This window comes from Pseudoneobacillus rhizolycopersici (assembly GCF_054786815.1).
Window position 1 is genome coordinate 17,161 of sequence record NZ_JBTOOE010000026.1, and the last position, 15,622, is coordinate 32,782.

Annotated in this window: 24 protein-coding genes; 5 read left to right on the forward strand and 19 right to left on the reverse strand. The window is 37.5% G+C overall.

Annotation, left to right across the window (positions count from 1 at the left end):
- Nucleotides 1-66 precede the first annotated feature (66 nt).
- The 9 genes from ACX9YW_RS19485 to ACX9YW_RS19525 form a co-directional block, all read right to left on the reverse strand.
- Entirely contained in the window at nucleotides 67-618 is a 552-nt protein-coding gene (locus tag ACX9YW_RS19485) for a hypothetical protein (protein ID WP_460349629.1), read from the reverse strand.
- A gap of 179 nt (nucleotides 619-797) precedes the next feature.
- Nucleotides 798-2,123 carry a hemolysin family protein gene (locus tag ACX9YW_RS19490; protein ID WP_460349631.1) on the reverse strand — a complete coding sequence of 442 codons (1,326 nt, stop codon included), beginning with the start codon at nucleotides 2,121-2,123 and terminating at the stop codon, nucleotides 798-800.
- Nucleotides 2,124-2,349: 226 nt separating this feature from the next.
- Nucleotides 2,350-2,751, reverse strand: coding sequence for a sporulation protein (locus ACX9YW_RS19495; protein WP_460349633.1), 402 nt, complete (start codon nucleotides 2,749-2,751; stop codon nucleotides 2,350-2,352).
- A gap of 11 nt (nucleotides 2,752-2,762) precedes the next feature.
- Nucleotides 2,763-2,888 carry an FbpB family small basic protein gene (locus tag ACX9YW_RS19500; RefSeq protein ID WP_460349635.1) on the reverse strand — a complete coding sequence of 42 codons (126 nt, stop codon included), beginning with the start codon at nucleotides 2,886-2,888 and terminating at the stop codon, nucleotides 2,763-2,765.
- A 313-nt stretch (nucleotides 2,889-3,201) separates the two neighbouring features.
- Nucleotides 3,202-4,107 (reverse strand): hypothetical protein, encoded by a 906-nt coding sequence (locus ACX9YW_RS19505; protein WP_460349637.1) that lies wholly within the window; start codon nucleotides 4,105-4,107, stop codon nucleotides 3,202-3,204.
- Nucleotides 4,079-4,657: an RNA polymerase sigma factor gene (locus tag ACX9YW_RS19510; protein WP_460349638.1), complete on the reverse strand. Its 579-nt coding sequence runs from the start codon at nucleotides 4,655-4,657 to the stop codon at nucleotides 4,079-4,081. Before ACX9YW_RS19510 ends, ACX9YW_RS19505 begins: the two co-directional genes overlap by 29 nt.
- A gap of 119 nt (nucleotides 4,658-4,776) precedes the next feature.
- Complete coding sequence (gene lepB / locus ACX9YW_RS19515; protein WP_460349640.1) at nucleotides 4,777-5,319, reverse strand: signal peptidase I; 543 nt, start codon at nucleotides 5,317-5,319, stop codon at nucleotides 4,777-4,779.
- Between the two features lie 20 nt (nucleotides 5,320-5,339).
- On the reverse strand, nucleotides 5,340-5,885 hold the full coding sequence (locus ACX9YW_RS19520) for a GNAT family N-acetyltransferase (RefSeq protein ID WP_460349642.1): 546 nt from the start codon (nucleotides 5,883-5,885) through the stop codon (nucleotides 5,340-5,342).
- 461 nt (nucleotides 5,886-6,346) lie between these two features.
- Nucleotides 6,347-6,790, reverse strand: coding sequence for a YndM family protein (locus ACX9YW_RS19525; protein ID WP_460349644.1), 444 nt, complete (start codon nucleotides 6,788-6,790; stop codon nucleotides 6,347-6,349).
- 108 nt (nucleotides 6,791-6,898) lie between these two features.
- On the opposite strand from ACX9YW_RS19525, the gene ACX9YW_RS19530 reads away from it, so the two are divergent.
- Complete coding sequence (locus tag ACX9YW_RS19530) at nucleotides 6,899-7,051, forward strand: hypothetical protein (RefSeq protein WP_460349646.1); 153 nt, start codon at nucleotides 6,899-6,901, stop codon at nucleotides 7,049-7,051.
- A gap of 64 nt (nucleotides 7,052-7,115) precedes the next feature.
- Here the strand turns inward: ACX9YW_RS19530 and ACX9YW_RS19535 are convergent, their stop codons facing one another.
- A complete protein-coding gene (locus ACX9YW_RS19535; RefSeq protein WP_460349648.1) occupies nucleotides 7,116-7,679 on the reverse strand; it encodes a hypothetical protein in 564 nt (187 codons plus the stop codon).
- A gap of 96 nt (nucleotides 7,680-7,775) precedes the next feature.
- Here ACX9YW_RS19535 and ACX9YW_RS19540 point away from each other — a divergent pair, with 96 nt between their 5' ends.
- Nucleotides 7,776-8,093 (forward strand): DUF3889 domain-containing protein, encoded by a 318-nt coding sequence (locus ACX9YW_RS19540; RefSeq protein ID WP_460349650.1) that lies wholly within the window; start codon nucleotides 7,776-7,778, stop codon nucleotides 8,091-8,093.
- Between the two features lie 16 nt (nucleotides 8,094-8,109).
- Here ACX9YW_RS19540 and ACX9YW_RS19545 read toward each other — a convergent pair whose 3' ends face one another.
- The 6 genes from ACX9YW_RS19545 to ACX9YW_RS19570 all read right to left on the reverse strand — a co-directional run bounded on the left by ACX9YW_RS19545 (nucleotide 8,110) and on the right by ACX9YW_RS19570 (nucleotide 12,040).
- Nucleotides 8,110-8,859, reverse strand: coding sequence for a YwaF family protein (locus ACX9YW_RS19545; protein WP_460349652.1), 750 nt, complete (start codon nucleotides 8,857-8,859; stop codon nucleotides 8,110-8,112).
- An 83-nt stretch (nucleotides 8,860-8,942) separates the two neighbouring features.
- Complete coding sequence (locus ACX9YW_RS19550; RefSeq protein WP_460349654.1) at nucleotides 8,943-9,866, reverse strand: DMT family transporter; 924 nt, start codon at nucleotides 9,864-9,866, stop codon at nucleotides 8,943-8,945.
- A 29-nt stretch (nucleotides 9,867-9,895) separates the two neighbouring features.
- Entirely contained in the window at nucleotides 9,896-10,318 is a 423-nt protein-coding gene (gene fosM, locus ACX9YW_RS19555) for a FosM family fosfomycin resistance protein (RefSeq protein WP_460349656.1), read from the reverse strand.
- 296 nt (nucleotides 10,319-10,614) lie between these two features.
- A complete protein-coding gene (locus tag ACX9YW_RS19560; protein ID WP_460349658.1) occupies nucleotides 10,615-11,022 on the reverse strand; it encodes a hypothetical protein in 408 nt (135 codons plus the stop codon).
- A gap of 12 nt (nucleotides 11,023-11,034) precedes the next feature.
- Nucleotides 11,035-11,385 carry a VOC family protein gene (locus ACX9YW_RS19565; RefSeq protein WP_460349660.1) on the reverse strand — a complete coding sequence of 117 codons (351 nt, stop codon included), beginning with the start codon at nucleotides 11,383-11,385 and terminating at the stop codon, nucleotides 11,035-11,037.
- A 16-nt stretch (nucleotides 11,386-11,401) separates the two neighbouring features.
- A complete protein-coding gene (locus ACX9YW_RS19570; RefSeq protein ID WP_460349662.1) occupies nucleotides 11,402-12,040 on the reverse strand; it encodes a GNAT family N-acetyltransferase in 639 nt (212 codons plus the stop codon).
- Between the two features lie 145 nt (nucleotides 12,041-12,185).
- Here ACX9YW_RS19570 and ACX9YW_RS19575 point away from each other — a divergent pair, with 145 nt between their 5' ends.
- Nucleotides 12,186-12,617, forward strand: coding sequence for a GNAT family N-acetyltransferase (locus ACX9YW_RS19575; protein WP_460349664.1), 432 nt, complete (start codon nucleotides 12,186-12,188; stop codon nucleotides 12,615-12,617).
- A gap of 40 nt (nucleotides 12,618-12,657) precedes the next feature.
- Entirely contained in the window at nucleotides 12,658-12,840 is a 183-nt protein-coding gene (locus ACX9YW_RS19580) for a hypothetical protein (protein ID WP_460349666.1), read from the forward strand.
- Between the two features lie 90 nt (nucleotides 12,841-12,930).
- On the opposite strand, the gene ACX9YW_RS19585 is transcribed toward ACX9YW_RS19580, so the two are convergent.
- From ACX9YW_RS19585 to ACX9YW_RS19595, 3 genes are all read right to left on the reverse strand, one after another.
- Nucleotides 12,931-13,857 carry a hypothetical protein gene (locus ACX9YW_RS19585; protein WP_460349668.1) on the reverse strand — a complete coding sequence of 309 codons (927 nt, stop codon included), beginning with the start codon at nucleotides 13,855-13,857 and terminating at the stop codon, nucleotides 12,931-12,933.
- A gap of 22 nt (nucleotides 13,858-13,879) precedes the next feature.
- Nucleotides 13,880-14,608 carry a UMP kinase gene (pyrH, locus tag ACX9YW_RS19590; RefSeq protein WP_460349670.1) on the reverse strand — a complete coding sequence of 243 codons (729 nt, stop codon included), beginning with the start codon at nucleotides 14,606-14,608 and terminating at the stop codon, nucleotides 13,880-13,882.
- Nucleotides 14,609-14,760: 152 nt separating this feature from the next.
- Nucleotides 14,761-15,186, reverse strand: a complete 426-nt coding sequence (locus ACX9YW_RS19595) for an NUDIX hydrolase (RefSeq protein ID WP_460349672.1) — start codon at nucleotides 15,184-15,186, stop codon at nucleotides 14,761-14,763.
- A 155-nt stretch (nucleotides 15,187-15,341) separates the two neighbouring features.
- Here ACX9YW_RS19595 and ACX9YW_RS19600 point away from each other — a divergent pair, with 155 nt between their 5' ends.
- On the forward strand, nucleotides 15,342-15,587 hold the full coding sequence (locus ACX9YW_RS19600) for a DUF2164 domain-containing protein (protein WP_460349674.1): 246 nt from the start codon (nucleotides 15,342-15,344) through the stop codon (nucleotides 15,585-15,587).
- Nucleotides 15,588-15,622 lie beyond the last annotated feature (35 nt).

A 15,622-nucleotide genomic window follows, 5' to 3' on the forward strand; every position in this document is an offset into this window, starting at 1 on the left:
CAGTTCACAGATTGTTAAAATATTTCTGATGTAAAATATGACTATAATGTGAAAATGATTTCTCTCTTATTGCGCTTTATAAACAATTTCGCTACCTGAGAAGAAGCTTTGTCTCCACTCTTCAATAATGGGGTGATGCTGATTTTTTTCACCAGCATTATTGTAAAAATTAACTTTCTCACCCTCAGAAGTAGCTGCCCAAATTTTACCTGTAGTATCAAAGATGACAACGCCTTCTGCCACTCCTTCGAGACCCGGGATATAACCATGGAAGGCCATTTGGTTTTCATCTTCAGTCGGAACCGGATTAATTTGTTGGAAGGTAACACGGAAAATGTTTAAATCATCTCCCACTAACTTCTCAAATGATTTTCGCATCTCATCATCAAGGAATATGGAAAAGATTTGATTATATTCTTCTTTTTCCGTAAGTTGCCCATCTCCCTGCTCAACTACGCCGTCGATTTCCTCACTTGAATCATCTACCACAGCTATAGAATCTTCGTCAACTTGCTCAGTATCTGGTTCGTTTTCATTAACCGCTGTTTGATCGGAACAAGCCGATGCTATGAAAAGACTTCCCATTACACTCATAACTAGTAACCATTTCTTCATCATTTGTTAGCACCTCTAGTAGAATAATTAAATCTATCATAATTTTAGGACTATTTTAACATATATATCTTGGGAGTTGATAGACTATTTTTTAGATAATAAAAAATCTTTCTTGCAAATGTTAATATTTAGTTATTTCAACATAATAAAATCCGGTAAGACAATCATCTTACCGGATCGAACTATTCTTCTTCTATTACTTCCTCTTTTACGATAACCTTTACCGTCATGATTCGGAGTTCTTCCATTTCTACTACGCTAAAAGTAACGTTTTTGTATTCTATCGTAGGATGTTCGTTGGTTGCTGGTATGTAGCCCAATTGTCCAATGACAAACCCGCTTAAGGTATCGTATTCCTGCGTTGGCAATTCCACATTTATCTCATCTTCTACCTCGTATAAGTTGGTTGTTCCGAGCATGAGATAGGTATTTGGCTCTAGCCTAATAATATCCTCAGCTTCAGAGCCACGCTCATCGTATTCATCAAAAATATTACCAACGATTTCCTCAATCAAATCCTCAATGGTGACAATTCCATCTGTTCCGCCATATTCGTCAACGGCAATTGCCATATGCAAATTATGCTTTTGCATTTCCTTAAATAATTGATCCGTGCGAATCGATTCCAAGACGTAATACGGTTCACGAAGCAACGCACGTAAATTAAATTTATCATTATGATCATTTTCAATAAATTGAATTAAATCCTTAACATGAAGTATCCCAATGATGTGATCAATGTTTTCCTCATAGACCGGAAAGCGTGTGTATTTTTCAATGTTCGCAATTTGAGCGATTTCCTTTAGACTAGTATTAACTGGAATGGCGACAATGTTTGTTCGATGAGTCATAATGTCTGAAACCGTTTTATTGTCAAACTCAAAAATATTATTGATCATGAGTTTTTCAATGTCCTGAATCGTTCCTTTTTCTTTACCAACATCAACCATCATCCGTATTTCTTCTTCCGTAACATTCTCATCCTCGGCATTTGGATCAACCCCAAATAAACGAACGATTACATTCATCGATAACGTCAATAACTTCACAAAAGGGGAGGTTATTTTTGATAGAATCGTAAGGGGAGTCACGGCGAAATAGGCGATTGCTTCCGCTTTCTGCAACGCTAGGCGCTTAGGGACAAGCTCACCTAATACTAGAGTAAAATAAGATAAGATTAATGTAATAATGACAACAGAAATCGTTTCCAATAAATTCTTAGGAATCGGAACGCCCCAACGGACTAAAGTTTCTGCCAGTCTCCCTGCAAAACTGCCGGCAGCAAACGCACTCGCTAAAAATCCGGCGAGTGTTATTCCAATTTGGATTGTTGCTAAAAAACGGCTCGGCTCAGAGAGAAGATTTTGCAACATTTTTGCCTTTTTATCTCCTCCATCAGCCAACATCTTAATTTTATTATCATTTAATGAAATTAAAGCAATCTCCGATGCAGCGAAGAACGCATTTAAAATTATTAGTACCAAAAGTACCAATATTTCCGTAGCCAAAAAGACCAGCCTCCAAATATGTAAAAAAAAATGATATTGCACTTATTAAAGATATAATATTCTTACGTATTTTTCAAAAATTAGCTCTTTTTTATTCATGAATTGTAAAAAACGGAGCCGTCTTGTTTAGAATGACGGCCCATGTATGAAAAGCTGAATCTTGGGAATGCCCTCCTCCCTATACTCATCTCTTTCGTTTAGTTTCACCAATACCATTATCTTGATTCTAGTTTGAAAAGGGGGCAAATATTGTTATTACGTCCTGATCCTTACTTTCAACCCCTTCATCAAAGGTGAGTCTAGTTTTGAAATGATAGGATCTTTCAGGCGTAGAACATGGTAGTTCTTCTGGCAGCTTAAACGTAAAGGACAATTGACTTCTTTCTTCTGCTTGAATCTGCTTTGTCGTATAAATTGTCGTAGTATCAATTACCTTTTCATTTCCGGTCGTAAGGTCAGTCATCACTAAATCACAATCAATTCGCTGCAATTGTTGCTCAATGGTTCCACCCTTGATTAAAAAAAATCCATTAATGATTTCCCCTGGTTTATAATGTTCATTTGGCAAAGTCAAGTCGATGGTAGCTGAACCAATTCCCAACAATGACATATACTTCCTTAGTATCATTTGTTCTCCCCTCACTTATTTTTTATATATTTTTCTTCCATCCGTTTTTCGATTTTCTCAATCTGCTTCTTATCTCTTAAGATTTCTTCTTTGTTCCGCTTTAATAATTCTGAAAATGACACTCTTTCTTTTTTCATAAAAAATTCTCCTCTCTTGTCTTCGTGATTAATGAAAAAACCTTTACCATTTGTGGTAAAGGTTTTTGTGGTAGAAAATAAATAAAAGACCTTTACCCATGGTAAAGGTCTTGCTAACAACGTTATAGTTGCCAACAAAGCCGAGAGTAATGTAACTCCGAAATGACGACTTTGTTGTAAAAGCTACTCCCCTTTAGGAGATGAAATTATTTAACTATTAAGACTAATATAATATAGACCGACTATTAAGTCAATAACTTTTTTAGCATCTTATCGATTTTTGATTCGAACTACGTTTCCAGTCATTTCATGATTAATCTTCCTGATGATGGTACACGAAATCATAGGTAAGTTCCTTATTTTTAATCGTAATGGTGACCTCTTGAATCCCATCAGCAGAAATAAAGGTTCGGCTGTTTGTTGTGGTAGAAACAAGCTCGTAATGCTCTTGGATTTTTTTATAATATTCACTTATAATGTCCGGAGCTCCCCTTTCCCATAGATATATTTCTTTATGAGGATTAATTGAAATTGGTTTTATTCCAACTGGATATGGCAGCGTACCGTATCCGTGTTTTACATAGAGTTGACCTTGATGCTTTATCGGGTTCTTCCCTTTTATGTTTAGAGTCGCCATTGCTTGAAAAATTTCAGCAAATTCCAATTGGTTGTAGTCAAATGTAAAATGTAGCCATGTTTCATCCATCAGTGGGATAAAAAAGTGATAACGCAATGCCACGTTTTCCATTTTTTTATGTTCGATGTACATCTGAGTTGGATACGGGAAATTTTCGAGGTTTTCTTCTACAAACATTGCCGAAGTTGCTGCAATGGTGTTTTTTTCTGTAAGTGTCACTTTATTAATTGCCCCAACCTGAAGAGGTTTATTTTTTCGAAAAATTGCCCAACCATCATTTTCAGCTTTTCTTACTTCGGTATCTGGAAGATCCCAGCTAATAACCTTAATGATTTCTTCGGGCTGTCCTGCAATTTGCTGTTGGGAATTTTCTAATAGCGCCCAAAGGAAACTACCCAAAATGAAAAACAAAAGACCAGTTGCTAAAATACTCTGCCAATAGGATGTTTTTTTGGACACTTTTGGGTTTAGGATGGTTTTTTCTAGTCTAGTCCTTGTTGTAGCTTTTTCGAATGGGGTTGGTTTGAATTTTTGAAGTTCCTTCCATTGATAATCAAATGGACTGCTGTTGTTTTCCTTCATGCAAATCGCCCCCTTTATTGGTTGATTTTCTTAATTCTTGCAAGGCTCTAGAGAGTGTTTTACGAACTTTCGTTTCAGACCAATTGAGAATTTCAGCTATTTCTTTTGTTGGACATTCTTCCATTTTCACTAGGGTAACAACTAACCGATAGTTTGGTTTTAATTTTTGAATGGCTTGTAGTATCTCTTCAATGGACTCTTTCGTTTCGATTAGTTCTTCGACGTTCGTCGTGCATTGAATTTCTTTTTCGATGCTGAATAATGAGAATAAGCTCCTTCGTTTCCGTTTACGAATTTCATCAATGACGATATGCTTGGCAATGCCAAACAACCATGTTTTAATACTAGAGCGATTTTCAAAATTACTACTGGAAGTAAAGGCACGAACAAAAGTATCATGAACGAGATCCTCGCAGCTTTGCCGATCCCCCAACATGAAATAGATAAATCGATAAACGTCTTCGTAATATAATTCGTACCATTCGAGTACGAGTTTATGCGCGTCGCTATCGTTATAGTTAATATTGGCGCTATTGCGCAATCCTCTCACCTACTTCCCTTCATTTATCTATCAGTCGTTTTACATCGGAAAATGTGACGAATATTTTTTAAATATTTATTTAGAATCTAAATGAATAAAAAAACGCCAAATCAATTTGGCGTTTTTTTCTATTTTACCGAACGGAATTCTGAGAATGGATAGTAAACGAATTCTAGCTTTCCGACAATATCATCTTTTTTAATGAGTCCTAGGCCATTGCGGCTGTCCATACTGACGAGACGATTGTCCCCCATCACATAATAATGATTGGCAGGAACGGTAATCGGTTCGATGTCGTCTGTCAAAAATAGACCCATTTGTTCGGCAACTTCACGGTTGTACGATAAATAAGATTCTTCGACCACTTTGCCATTAATAAATAGTTGATCATTGCGAACTTCAATTTTGTCCCCTGGAATTCCAATGATTCGTTTTACATAATTGTCTACATCACCTTCGATGATAACAATTTCACCTCGATGAAACCCATTAACCGCAGCAATTTTGCTGACAAAGATTTTTTCTTGATTATGTAGGGTTGGCTCCATTGATGCACCTTCGACGATATAAGGGGCAAAAATAAAGGTTCTAACAATCAGTACTAATCCTAGTGCAATTGACAATGAAAACATCCAACTTTTCAATTCTGCTGAAATTCCAGATTTAAACATTTCCCAACAACCTCCGTACTTTATAAAATATATTCCATTTGAATATCTAGCGGTTCTCTTTTAAGTATTTGTTGATTGATTTCGGTGGCATAGGTGCAGCCAAGTGAACGATAAAAATGCTGAGTTTCTATTGATGGATGTGCCGCAATATACAGTTTTTTTGTACCAATACCTTTGGCTTTTTCACAGATGAGCTGAAATAATTTCTTGCCTACACCTTGACCACGATATTCATTAGAGACATGAATATAAGGTAGCTCTCGATATTGATTTTCGGAACCAAACTGCTCGCCTTCAATATTGGCAAAACCAACTAGTCCGTCATTTCTAAATGTACCTACAACGATTCCGTCTGTTTGTAAACATTTTTCCAATTCAGCTATCACTTGTGCCTTTTTCTCATCAGTCCAATTATCGATAAAGTAATCGTTTTTAAGTCTAAATTGATGACCATCTTTATACCAGACTACTTTCGTTTCTTGGTAGCGGTTAAAGCTTTTTAAAAGATTAGCATGTATATCGGCTAACTGTAAAGTCATGCACTCTATATTATCACAATTTTCCATAAAATCACCACCCAGAAATCTTTTTTACCATCATAACACAAACAGAACATTGTGAGATTTGATTTTTTCATAAAACTTGATGACAGTGTTCTCTGAAAAAATCTTCATAACTTCCACACAAGTTCCCTATAAATTCTCCACAAAAGTACCTTACTATAAAAGTATCTTAATTAAGTCTTAGGGCAATAAGAGTCCTAAATCTTAAAAACCTTCCCATAATTTGATTGGTACCGATTGTACCAGTCTTTTTTTTGTCTTTCACTCATTTTCTTTATCCGTCATATCCTTCACACATACAAAAAAAGAGACCAATCCTGTTTCGAATCAGTCTCTTTATGTTTGGTTTTGGGATTACTTTGGCTTTTTTGTTTTCGTTTTTTCTCTTACGGATAAAAGAAACTACTTAGCGGAAAATAAAAGACCAAATCGCTCACCGATTTGGTCTTAACGTATACTAAATATTAATCTTCGTCTCTCACATTCGGTCTTACTGGAGTTAGTTCTTCAGAAGCCTCGGTTTGGTAATGTAGATGTCTATGCCCTCGACGTCCACTATCGCGGTCAGGCAGAATATTATTAGCTAAGTAACGATGGAAAAACAGCTCGAATACTCCGAGAGCCAATGCCGAGGTAAAGGCTTCGCCCATCATATCGTCGCCGTAGGTCAAATTATTGGCCATCCACCAAATTACCAGAAACGCTAGACCAAAGTCAACGAGTGTGGCAACAATATTATTGGTTCTTGGCAAAATGAACATGTCGCCAATTAGATATGCCGCCAGTGTCACAACCAATGAAATTAGAAAAACATTCCGAAAGGCTACATCGTTAAAAACCCCAAGGATAATATACAAAATAGCAAGGGTTGCAACAAATTTAATCAACAAAGCTTTAACATGTTTCATGATGTAATTCCTCCTTTGAAGTTTATTTTTGCTTTTTTTCAGGTATATTATTCATTGCTTTGGTGATATTTATACAGAATTGATTTTCTTCAAAAAGGAGAGCAAGTAATGGTAAACAAGAAGGAAAAGCCAGTTCCAAACATATCGGGTACCTACCAAATTGCCGATGATGGACGACAAGCCGATTTAGAAGATGCTGAAAAGCATGCAAAGTTAGATGAAGAATCAAAGTATTACGCGCGGCTTTTTATGGAGGATTAAATGTAAAAAGGATAGACACGAGGCGTCTATCCTTTTTTATGATTAGTCTATATACGGTTCCATCCTATTTGAATTTATGAATGATGATAAAGACAAGCACGCCGAGAAATGCATATTGGATTAAATAATTCACCAATAAATATTTCCAATTTTCTTTCCTTAAGTATTCAATTAGCCTTTTCTCATACGCTATTTGTGGATTTTGCATTCGCATTTTTTCAAGTAACGCTGTTATTTCCCTTCTTGAGTACCAATATATTGGAAAACGACCAAGTTCTTGTTTTTTATCAAAAGCCTTATCCGTTTCACCAAAAAAGGCAACCATATAATTGCTGTTAAATTGGGACGGTCCAATAATTTCGATGACTTCAATTTGTCGGAAAGGAACAGCAACTCCTCTTTTGATTAAACCGTTAATAACAATAGATGTATCTTTCACTTCGACCGTTGACACAAGATAATTGATGATTTTAAAGATAATGTAAGCTACGCCAATGAAGACGATAGTTTTTACCTGTAATCTTGGAACATATAAATGAGCTAATAATCCGATAATAGCAACATGTGCCCCAACCACTCCAAGCATGGAAAGATATTTAAATAGAGGGACTTTGATAAAATTTTTCATCTTTTAATTCCTTTCAAATGTGTTTTCTCTATTATAAATAAAAATATCTTTCGTGAATAGATTTGAAAATCAGACTTATGCTAATGGCAAAAAGAGGTGATTACTATCAGAATCGTCTTGGCAAGCATATTGCTGTTTTTTTCATTTATTCCGCACAGCTTCGTCGAGGCTGAAACTCCCGCATACGCAAAATGGGGAAGGGTTGCGATGAAGTCCACCCATGAAAAATATCCGAAAGCGGAGATTATTGATTATCTCCATATTGGCCGCGTGGAGGGTAATAAAACATCCACAGAAAAATTCAAGTTATGGTTAAAGGAAAAAAATAGGGAATTTGGTGTGTTCGTCGATGTTGTGTTTGAAACAAAAACGGATAAACTGGTGAAGGTAACGTTTAAAGAAGTAAATCGCTGACTGGTATAGCTTAGGGCTATACCAGTTTTTTCGTGAATAGCCTAAAGGGAATAAATAAAATTATGAAAGTGACAATTGCTAAGATTTCTAACGGCAAAATATATAATGGCCAAGGTCCCAAAAAGTCTAATATCGATGGGTTAATCGGTTTTTCCGAGATGTACATATAATTACTACCTATCATTAAGTTTAGGACAAAGATAAGGGCGGCATAAATGTTTAGATATACGTATGCCTTGCAGACACTTTTCCAGGTAGGGCGATATTGCTCCACGAAAACCATAAACAGATTCGCAACTACTATGCCTCCGTGTGAGATAAAGAAATGGGTATACCGATAATGAGGAAAAGTGTACATGCTGATGTCCGGTGTCAACATCGCTTGAAGAGCGCTTCCTACTCCCGCAAAATAGGTGAACTCAAATAGTTTGTAACTTTTATTTATTAGCAATACGGCGGAAAGAATTAAGGATATGCTGCTAAGATGTAACGGTAAAGAGTATTCGATTGACCATTCATCAATCCACCAAATCCACCATTGCAAGCTAATTTCCGAGGCAATAAGAATAACCGCCAACCCCAAGCGGGCAAGGCGGTTGAAATGATGTACTGTGAGTTTTTGGCGAAATAGGAAAATGATCAAGTTTACAAGGGCCAGTGTCAATAAAGTTAGCCAATGTGTAGAAGAGAATAATACAAACGCCCCGTTGCCTTCCGCTGAAAAGTATTTTGCCAATAAGATCACCATCGTTGGTTTTAGTTTCATTATTCCTTAGTTGGGTTGTTAGCATACATCCAAAGTTTGCTAAGATTAGGTAGATTTCCCCTCTATATTCCTAAATATTTACCTTATTGTCGTTTATTTTTTACCAAAGACAGTATCATAATGGTGCTAATAATGAATGCAGTCCCCAGCCATTCTGCAAGTTCGAACGAAACTTGGAGCCAAATAACGGATAAAACGGCTGCTGAAAGCGGTTCGATACAGGCAAGTAAGCTCGTTTCCGAGGCAGTAATGTATTTTAAGCTTTCAAGGTAACAATAGAAGGCGATTAATGTTCCAAATAGGACAATAAACGCGACAGCTAAAAACGTGGTCAATGACCAGTCGCCTTCGATAGTCCAAGGTGGATGAATAAAGCTGAAGCTAATTCCACCTATGAGCATCCCCCAGCCGATGACGATGACTGAGCCCCATTTGGCTAATAATTTGTAAGGCTGCAGGGTGTAAAATGCCAAAGCAACAGCTGATGCGAGTCCCCAAAATAGCGCAATCCCCGAAATGGAGAGGCGCTGAATGCTTCCCTGCGTAACAAGGAGAAATGTGCCTACTAAAGCAAGACCAACTATTAATAATTCCCTTGGCGTAGGAAATCGCTTGGCAACTGCAGCCAGATAGAAGGTAATCATAGCTGGTGCTACATATTGTAAAACAGTTGCCGTCGCCGCATTCGAATGTTTGATGGCAGCAAAATATGTATACTGGACGGCTAACATCCCGAGAATACTAAATAACAGGAGACTGACGACATCGTGCTTATTTTTCCAAATATTAAAGACATCTTGCCTATCTTTTCCACTGGTAGCTAACACCAATAAAATAATGCCAGAAAATAATAGCCGAATGACAACAAGCCACTCTGGACTAAAGCCTCTATGCTGGAATAAATATTGAGCCACTGTTCCCGAGATTCCCCACATCGTGGCCCCGATAAGCACTAGAGCCATTCCTCTTGGTCTTGGATTCCATAACGCTATATTTTGTGTCCCCATGTTTTCCCCTCGTTTTTTCGTCAGATATATCAATCAAAAAATTCCATATGGCTCTTTTCATTTTTATAGTAATCTAGTCTGTCCTGTAGGGTCCCGGTGTGAAATTCAAATTTATGACCATCCGGGTCGGTAAAGTATACAGACTTTTTATCCTTTTCGTCTCTTGTTCTACCGGGTAGAATTTTGACGTTCAGCTGCGTTAATTTGGCATAAATTTTATCAAAATCAGCATCTTCAATAGAGAAAGCAATATGTGTATATGATTGGTGAATTTCGGTTCGCATGATATCCTTTTCCTCGTTTAAAGCAAGCCATATTCCATTTAGATCAAAATAAGCGGTGGTTCTTCCTTTTACTAAAAGCTTTGCATTAAAGACTTGTTGATAAAACTTGATCGAGTCATCTAGATTAGATACCGAAAATAATAGGTGATTTAAGCCGTTTATGGTCATATCAATTTGTCACCAGCTCTATTCAGAATTTTATTTCTATTCTACAACAATATGATGTTAAATTTATACAAAAATGTATCTTGTTTTGGATAATACATGTATTGACCATGGGAAGGTGTTTTTGAGGAAAGTTACTACGATTTTTTTAAGTCAACATGTTTTCAAAAAATAAACATTGAGGAAATTAATGGTACTATGTCTAGCAACAGTCTTGGCTATAAATAAAAAACCTCCCTATGGAAGGTCACAATCTCTGCTCCATATTTGATTTACATCAACCAGCTATCACAGCCTTCCTATTTTAATTTATTGGCGCTTTCGAACATTTCCTTCATAATTGGTATGATATCTGGTTCTGGATGATAATAATCGTTGTCAACTTGATTATGTGTGAATGAAAACGTCATTCTCTCTTTCTCATAAAAAGCGACAGAATAAAGGAAACCGACTCGTTCCTCTTGGTTTTCATCAGGAACGTATAAAATTGCTTTTATCTTATTCAACCATTGTTGAACCTCTTGACCTTCATTTAATTCTCTTCTCTCACCAGTACTCCCATCCAGGATGGTAATTTTATCAACATTTGTAATATTACCTGGATAGAATTCTCCAATCGTTTTCGGCTCTAGTCTCGGATGCCAAATAGCAAATCCGATGAATAAAAAAATCGCTGCTACTATGATAGCTACTTTCGCCTTGCCCATTGGAGTCCCCCCTTAACATTGGCAAACCATAAGGTGATTACCGTCTGGATCTTTAAAATTAAACCAATGATTGTGTTCAATACCAGTTGTTAGTTCAACTTCCTTTTTTTCCATATAGATAAAGGCAGCCTCGATATCAGTTGTATTAAAGTGAAAGGCTGGCACTTTGAAAGTATTTTCAGCAGTGTAGATTTTACTATCCAGTACAATTCCAGCACCTTTCATTGGCAAAACATATAAATGATCAAACAGAATTTCCCCGTCCGATGGTAAACCTAATAGGCTACAATACCAATCTCGAGCCGCTTCAATATTGCTTACTGGTATAAAAATCGTGCCAACTCTATTTAAAATTGGATTCATTTCCCTAACATCCTCCCTAAAGTTCAATCCAAAACCTCTTTACGACATTTCCATCCTCTTCGATAAAATCCTCATCTGGAACTCCGCCATTGTTGAGGATGGTTTTGAGTGAACCGATATTAGTTGCATCACAGGTAACTAGTACCTTTTTAATTCCAAGTTCTCTCACCACTTCTAATGACAGGGATAATAGCTTTGTAGCATAGCCTTTTTGTCTTTCGGTTGGACGGATTCCGTAGCCAACATGCCCGCCACGCTCGAGCAGTCTTTGGGTTAAGCTGTGCCTAATATTGACGGCCCCCAGTACTTTGTTACTTTCATTGACCAACCAATAAGTAGAGTCCTTCACCCAACCTTCTGGTATGTTCTCGCCACTTTCATTGTCTCGAAAAAATTGTAGCAAGGCATCAAAGTCAGTCGGATCCATTGTGATGACCCATGGCACCATTGTCTCGCCACTTTCCTTCCAATCATTGTAAAAGGATAAGTATTCCTCTCTAAGCTCTTTAGTAGGTTTTGAGAGTCGTAGTTCTGCCTCCACAAGTGCCACTCCTGTTCGCAAATAAATTTTCGTTAGTTTATCACAGGTTTGGGTAAATTGGAATAGTTTTCCGTAATTGTTTTTCGCATCCGGTCGGCAATTATTTAGAGTCATCGCGGGGATTTTCCTAGCCGTTCGGCTACTAGTTGTCTTTGTTCTACTGGGAGATTTCGGGCTTATCTTTCATACCTTTTTACAAAAAATATGGTAATATTAAGAAAATCTATGTATCTATTTATGATGTAAGATGGTGAGATTGATGGAAATTAGAAAAGCGTCTGGGGACGACTGGAATGAATTATGGGAGCTTCTCTATTTAATGGGAAAAACTGATAACGAGGACAATGTGAAACTACGATTTTTGAACATGTTTGATGATAAGCAACACTTTATTCCCGTTGCCGTACTGGATGGAAAATTAGTTGGCTATGGCTGGGTTCAAGATTATGGATTTCACCTGCGTTCAGGTAAAAAAATTAGTCGGATGAATGATTTGTTCGTTCATCCTGAGCACCGTCGCTCGGGAGTGGCAACGGCATTATTTTTGGCCATTAAGGAATGGGCTAAAGCTAATAGGACTAATTGGTTACAATGGAACTCTAGCCCAAGCGCAGTTGGTTTTTATCAGTGTTTGGACCTCTCACCTCTCGTTGAAGAGGATAATTATCCGTTTTTTGAGGTTGAGTTCTAGATTTAGTCGCATAGGATGATTGTGAAGGGAGTGCTGCTTTTTGGTTACTTGGTTTTTTATTGGATTCATTCTGTTAATTCTGGGGCTGGCTCTATTTATTGACTGGAATCGTAAAAGAACGAACAACAATCCTCATATGACTATTCATCCAGGCACCAAACCAGGCGAAAGCTCGAACTATATGATGGGAGATAGTCCTAAGGATACGGGTGGCGGAATTTAGGGATCAAAAAATGATCAAAATAGTGTTAGCGATGGTTGTCTATACTAAAATTGCCACATCTTCTGGCGGTTTTGGTATAGAGACCGATATTCATTTTTTAAGGCATTTCTCTGGATCAATTTTAACAATCTCCCACTCCCCTTTCGCCGCCCTTTTAAATTGCGAGATTAGTACATCCGTATCATTCGTTAACTGAAAAAAAACAAACCTATATTCCGCTCCCTCTGTACCCAAAAATTCAATGGTTTTTACATATCCCTCTTGGTTAGTCGGCCGACGCTTTTTCACTAATTTACACCACCCACCGTACATGATATCGACCACTGCTTCTGCATCATGTTGCCAGAGATGGTAAGCCGCACATAAGAAATCCTCCCCATACAACTTCATATCGTTAATTCTATAAAGCCCTTGATCTTTTACCAGATTTACATATCCATAATAATATGCAAAATAGGTAATCCCTTTCGACGAGCCTTCTATCGTTTCAAGTTCTACAAAATAATCCACTCCACCCGTTTCCCTAGGAAGCATATTGATTTTTATTAGATTAATATGAGCAATCCCCTCAAACGACTTGAGGTAATCATCGTAAGAAGTTCTGTTTTTGTAATGAGTTGTAAAAAAATTATATGCAATCGGATATGGCTGATTAGCATATCCAACTGTTCCACAGCCACCTGTTTGCTGCATCGCCAAGTTGGACGCCTCTCGTAAAACACTAAAATAGTTAAGAACAGTTTCATCTGGTGTTCGAATGATCGATGCTGGGAGTTTAATTTCGTCGTAGTTTTTATCATAAAATGGGTCAAAAAACTGATAGCTTGCAATTAGGGTATTTTTTATCGGAAGGCAGGAAGGGCGGAAATATTTTTCAAGATTTCGAGCTCGGTTAGTTGAAGTGGAATTTCTTTCTACAGGTTGGCCAAATTGCTGTGGCTGATATTTAGCACCCATGAGGAGCGTAATTTTATCCGTATCATCCCTTTGTCTTCTGAAGTTTTTCCAAAATCGCATTATCCCTCACCCACCCTTTCCACTACAATTGAGTCTGGTGATTACTGATTTTGGTACCAATATGCTCACCGGTACAGATTTTCCCCATGACTCCGGATTGATTAAAATTAAAAATATGTACTGGGAGATTGAAGTCTCTTGCTAGAAGTAGGGCGGATTGATCCATGACCTTGATGTTATTTTTCACAACATCATCATAGGCCAAATAATGATACATTTTGGCGTCTCGTTCAAGCGCTGGATCGGCCGTGAATACCCCATTTACACCTCTTTTCGCGACAAAAAGCGCATCACAATTAAGCTCAATTGCTCTTTGTACACTTGGATAATCAGTTGTGACAAACGGCTGGCCGTTTCCACCGCCAAAAATAACGATGTAGCCCTTCTCTAGATGGTGGATGGCCTTCAACCGGATATAGGGCTCGGCAACGGACGGAGCAGGGACTGCGGTCATGACACGTATTTCTCTGTCTGTTTTATTTTTCAAAACACCACGGAGCATCAGACTATTGATGATTGTTCCAAGCGTTCCGATATTATCCGCTTCAACGCGGTCGATTCCCCATTCTCTAGAAAGATTACCACGAAAAATATTGCCACCGCCGATAACAACAGCTACCTCGACACCTGTAGAAATTAACGACAATAATTCATTCACGATATGTTCAAGGTTCTTAACTCCAAAACTGTTCCCTTGTTCATCAGCTAAAGCACTGCCGCTCAATTTCACTAATATTCGTTTATAGCTCAATGGTATCCCTCCCATAAGTTCCACTGTTTATAAACTTATTCGCAGCCATTTTGATTAAGACTTTAATTCGGGAGATTGATTAGTTACAAATTAAAAAAAACAGACCCCACCTGGTATTCGATAAGATTTGTAAATATTAAGTCCAACGGCTTTCACATTTTGTTTAAGATTTCATTCTGCATACATTCGATTAATAAGCCTCTATCTCCTGGAAAGGAAAGCTCAAGCCCCTTCAGTTCATCGATTGATTTCCAGGCAATATCATAGATAAACTGATCTGGATCTTGGATGGCCATCCCACCGCCAACTAAATGGACGGTAAAATAGTGAATTTCCACATCGAATTGATCTTCTTCGTTCATTTCCTTTTTGACATAGTATGGCTTAACAATTTCAACCTTGTAGCCGGTTTCTTCTTCGAATTCTCTTACACAACATTCTTCAAAGGATTCTCCTTCATTTTTACCACCTGAAGGGACAGACCATTTCTTCACTTCTTCAGGTGTGCCTTGGAGCACCATCAATAACTCGCCCATTTCATTGATAAGAATACCTGCTCCCCCGTAATATTTCTTCATGCTTTTTAGCCCCGTTCTAAAAATTTAATGAAAACCCAATTAATTAAGTTTATCTGTTCTTACATTGCCTTCCAGTATACGGGGAATAATACCACATCTTATAGGGTTTTGGTGTATATTTAACAGTGTTAACTCACTTGAAGGGATTGAATTTGATGTTTATTAAACTGACAAAAGACCAACAACAATTGATGATTGCCGACATTCAAAGATTTTTTTCTCAAGAAAGAGATGAAGAAATTACTGAGTTTGCAGCGGAAAGAGTGTTGGACTTCTTCAAGAAATCATTAGCTCCACATTTCTATAATGCTGCAGTTCATGATGTTAAGCATGTAGTCGAGCAGCAATATTCCTCTTTGGAAGAGGAAATCCTTACGTTGGAACTTCCAATAAGAAAATAACTGATTGTAGAAGAGTGAATAAATTTTCACTCTTT

What these genes read in the sequence shown, in the direction of transcription:
- ACX9YW_RS19485 (WP_460349629.1), bottom strand. Translation starts at nt 618, where the DNA reads ATGATGAAGAAATGGTTACTAGTTATGAGTGTAATGGGAAGTCTTTTC.
- ACX9YW_RS19495 (WP_460349633.1), bottom strand. Translation starts at nt 2,751, where the DNA reads ATGATACTAAGGAAGTATATGTCATTGTTGGGAATTGGTTCAGCTACC.
- ACX9YW_RS19500 (WP_460349635.1), bottom strand. Translation starts at nt 2,888, where the DNA reads ATGAAAAAAGAAAGAGTGTCATTTTCAGAATTATTAAAGCGGAACAAA.
- ACX9YW_RS19505 (WP_460349637.1), bottom strand. Translation starts at nt 4,107, where the DNA reads ATGAAGGAAAACAACAGCAGTCCATTTGATTATCAATGGAAGGAACTT.
- lepB (WP_460349640.1), bottom strand. Translation starts at nt 5,319, where the DNA reads ATGTTTAAATCTGGAATTTCAGCAGAATTGAAAAGTTGGATGTTTTCA.
- ACX9YW_RS19520 (WP_460349642.1), bottom strand. Translation starts at nt 5,885, where the DNA reads ATGGAAAATTGTGATAATATAGAGTGCATGACTTTACAGTTAGCCGAT.
- ACX9YW_RS19525 (WP_460349644.1), bottom strand. Translation starts at nt 6,790, where the DNA reads ATGAAACATGTTAAAGCTTTGTTGATTAAATTTGTTGCAACCCTTGCT.
- ACX9YW_RS19530 (WP_460349646.1), top strand. Translation starts at nt 6,899, where the DNA reads ATGGTAAACAAGAAGGAAAAGCCAGTTCCAAACATATCGGGTACCTAC.
- ACX9YW_RS19535 (WP_460349648.1), bottom strand. Translation starts at nt 7,679, where the DNA reads ATGAAAAATTTTATCAAAGTCCCTCTATTTAAATATCTTTCCATGCTT.
- ACX9YW_RS19545 (WP_460349652.1), bottom strand. Translation starts at nt 8,859, where the DNA reads ATGAAACTAAAACCAACGATGGTGATCTTATTGGCAAAATACTTTTCA.
- ACX9YW_RS19550 (WP_460349654.1), bottom strand. Translation starts at nt 9,866, where the DNA reads ATGGGGACACAAAATATAGCGTTATGGAATCCAAGACCAAGAGGAATG.
- fosM (WP_460349656.1), bottom strand. Translation starts at nt 10,318, where the DNA reads ATGACCATAAACGGCTTAAATCACCTATTATTTTCGGTATCTAATCTA.
- ACX9YW_RS19560 (WP_460349658.1), bottom strand. Translation starts at nt 11,022, where the DNA reads ATGGGCAAGGCGAAAGTAGCTATCATAGTAGCAGCGATTTTTTTATTC.
- ACX9YW_RS19565 (WP_460349660.1), bottom strand. Translation starts at nt 11,385, where the DNA reads ATGAATCCAATTTTAAATAGAGTTGGCACGATTTTTATACCAGTAAGC.
- ACX9YW_RS19570 (WP_460349662.1), bottom strand. Translation starts at nt 12,040, where the DNA reads ATGACTCTAAATAATTGCCGACCGGATGCGAAAAACAATTACGGAAAA.
- ACX9YW_RS19575 (WP_460349664.1), top strand. Translation starts at nt 12,186, where the DNA reads ATGGAAATTAGAAAAGCGTCTGGGGACGACTGGAATGAATTATGGGAG.
- ACX9YW_RS19585 (WP_460349668.1), bottom strand. Translation starts at nt 13,857, where the DNA reads ATGCGATTTTGGAAAAACTTCAGAAGACAAAGGGATGATACGGATAAA.
- ACX9YW_RS19595 (WP_460349672.1), bottom strand. Translation starts at nt 15,186, where the DNA reads ATGAAGAAATATTACGGGGGAGCAGGTATTCTTATCAATGAAATGGGC.
- ACX9YW_RS19600 (WP_460349674.1), top strand. Translation starts at nt 15,342, where the DNA reads ATGTTTATTAAACTGACAAAAGACCAACAACAATTGATGATTGCCGAC.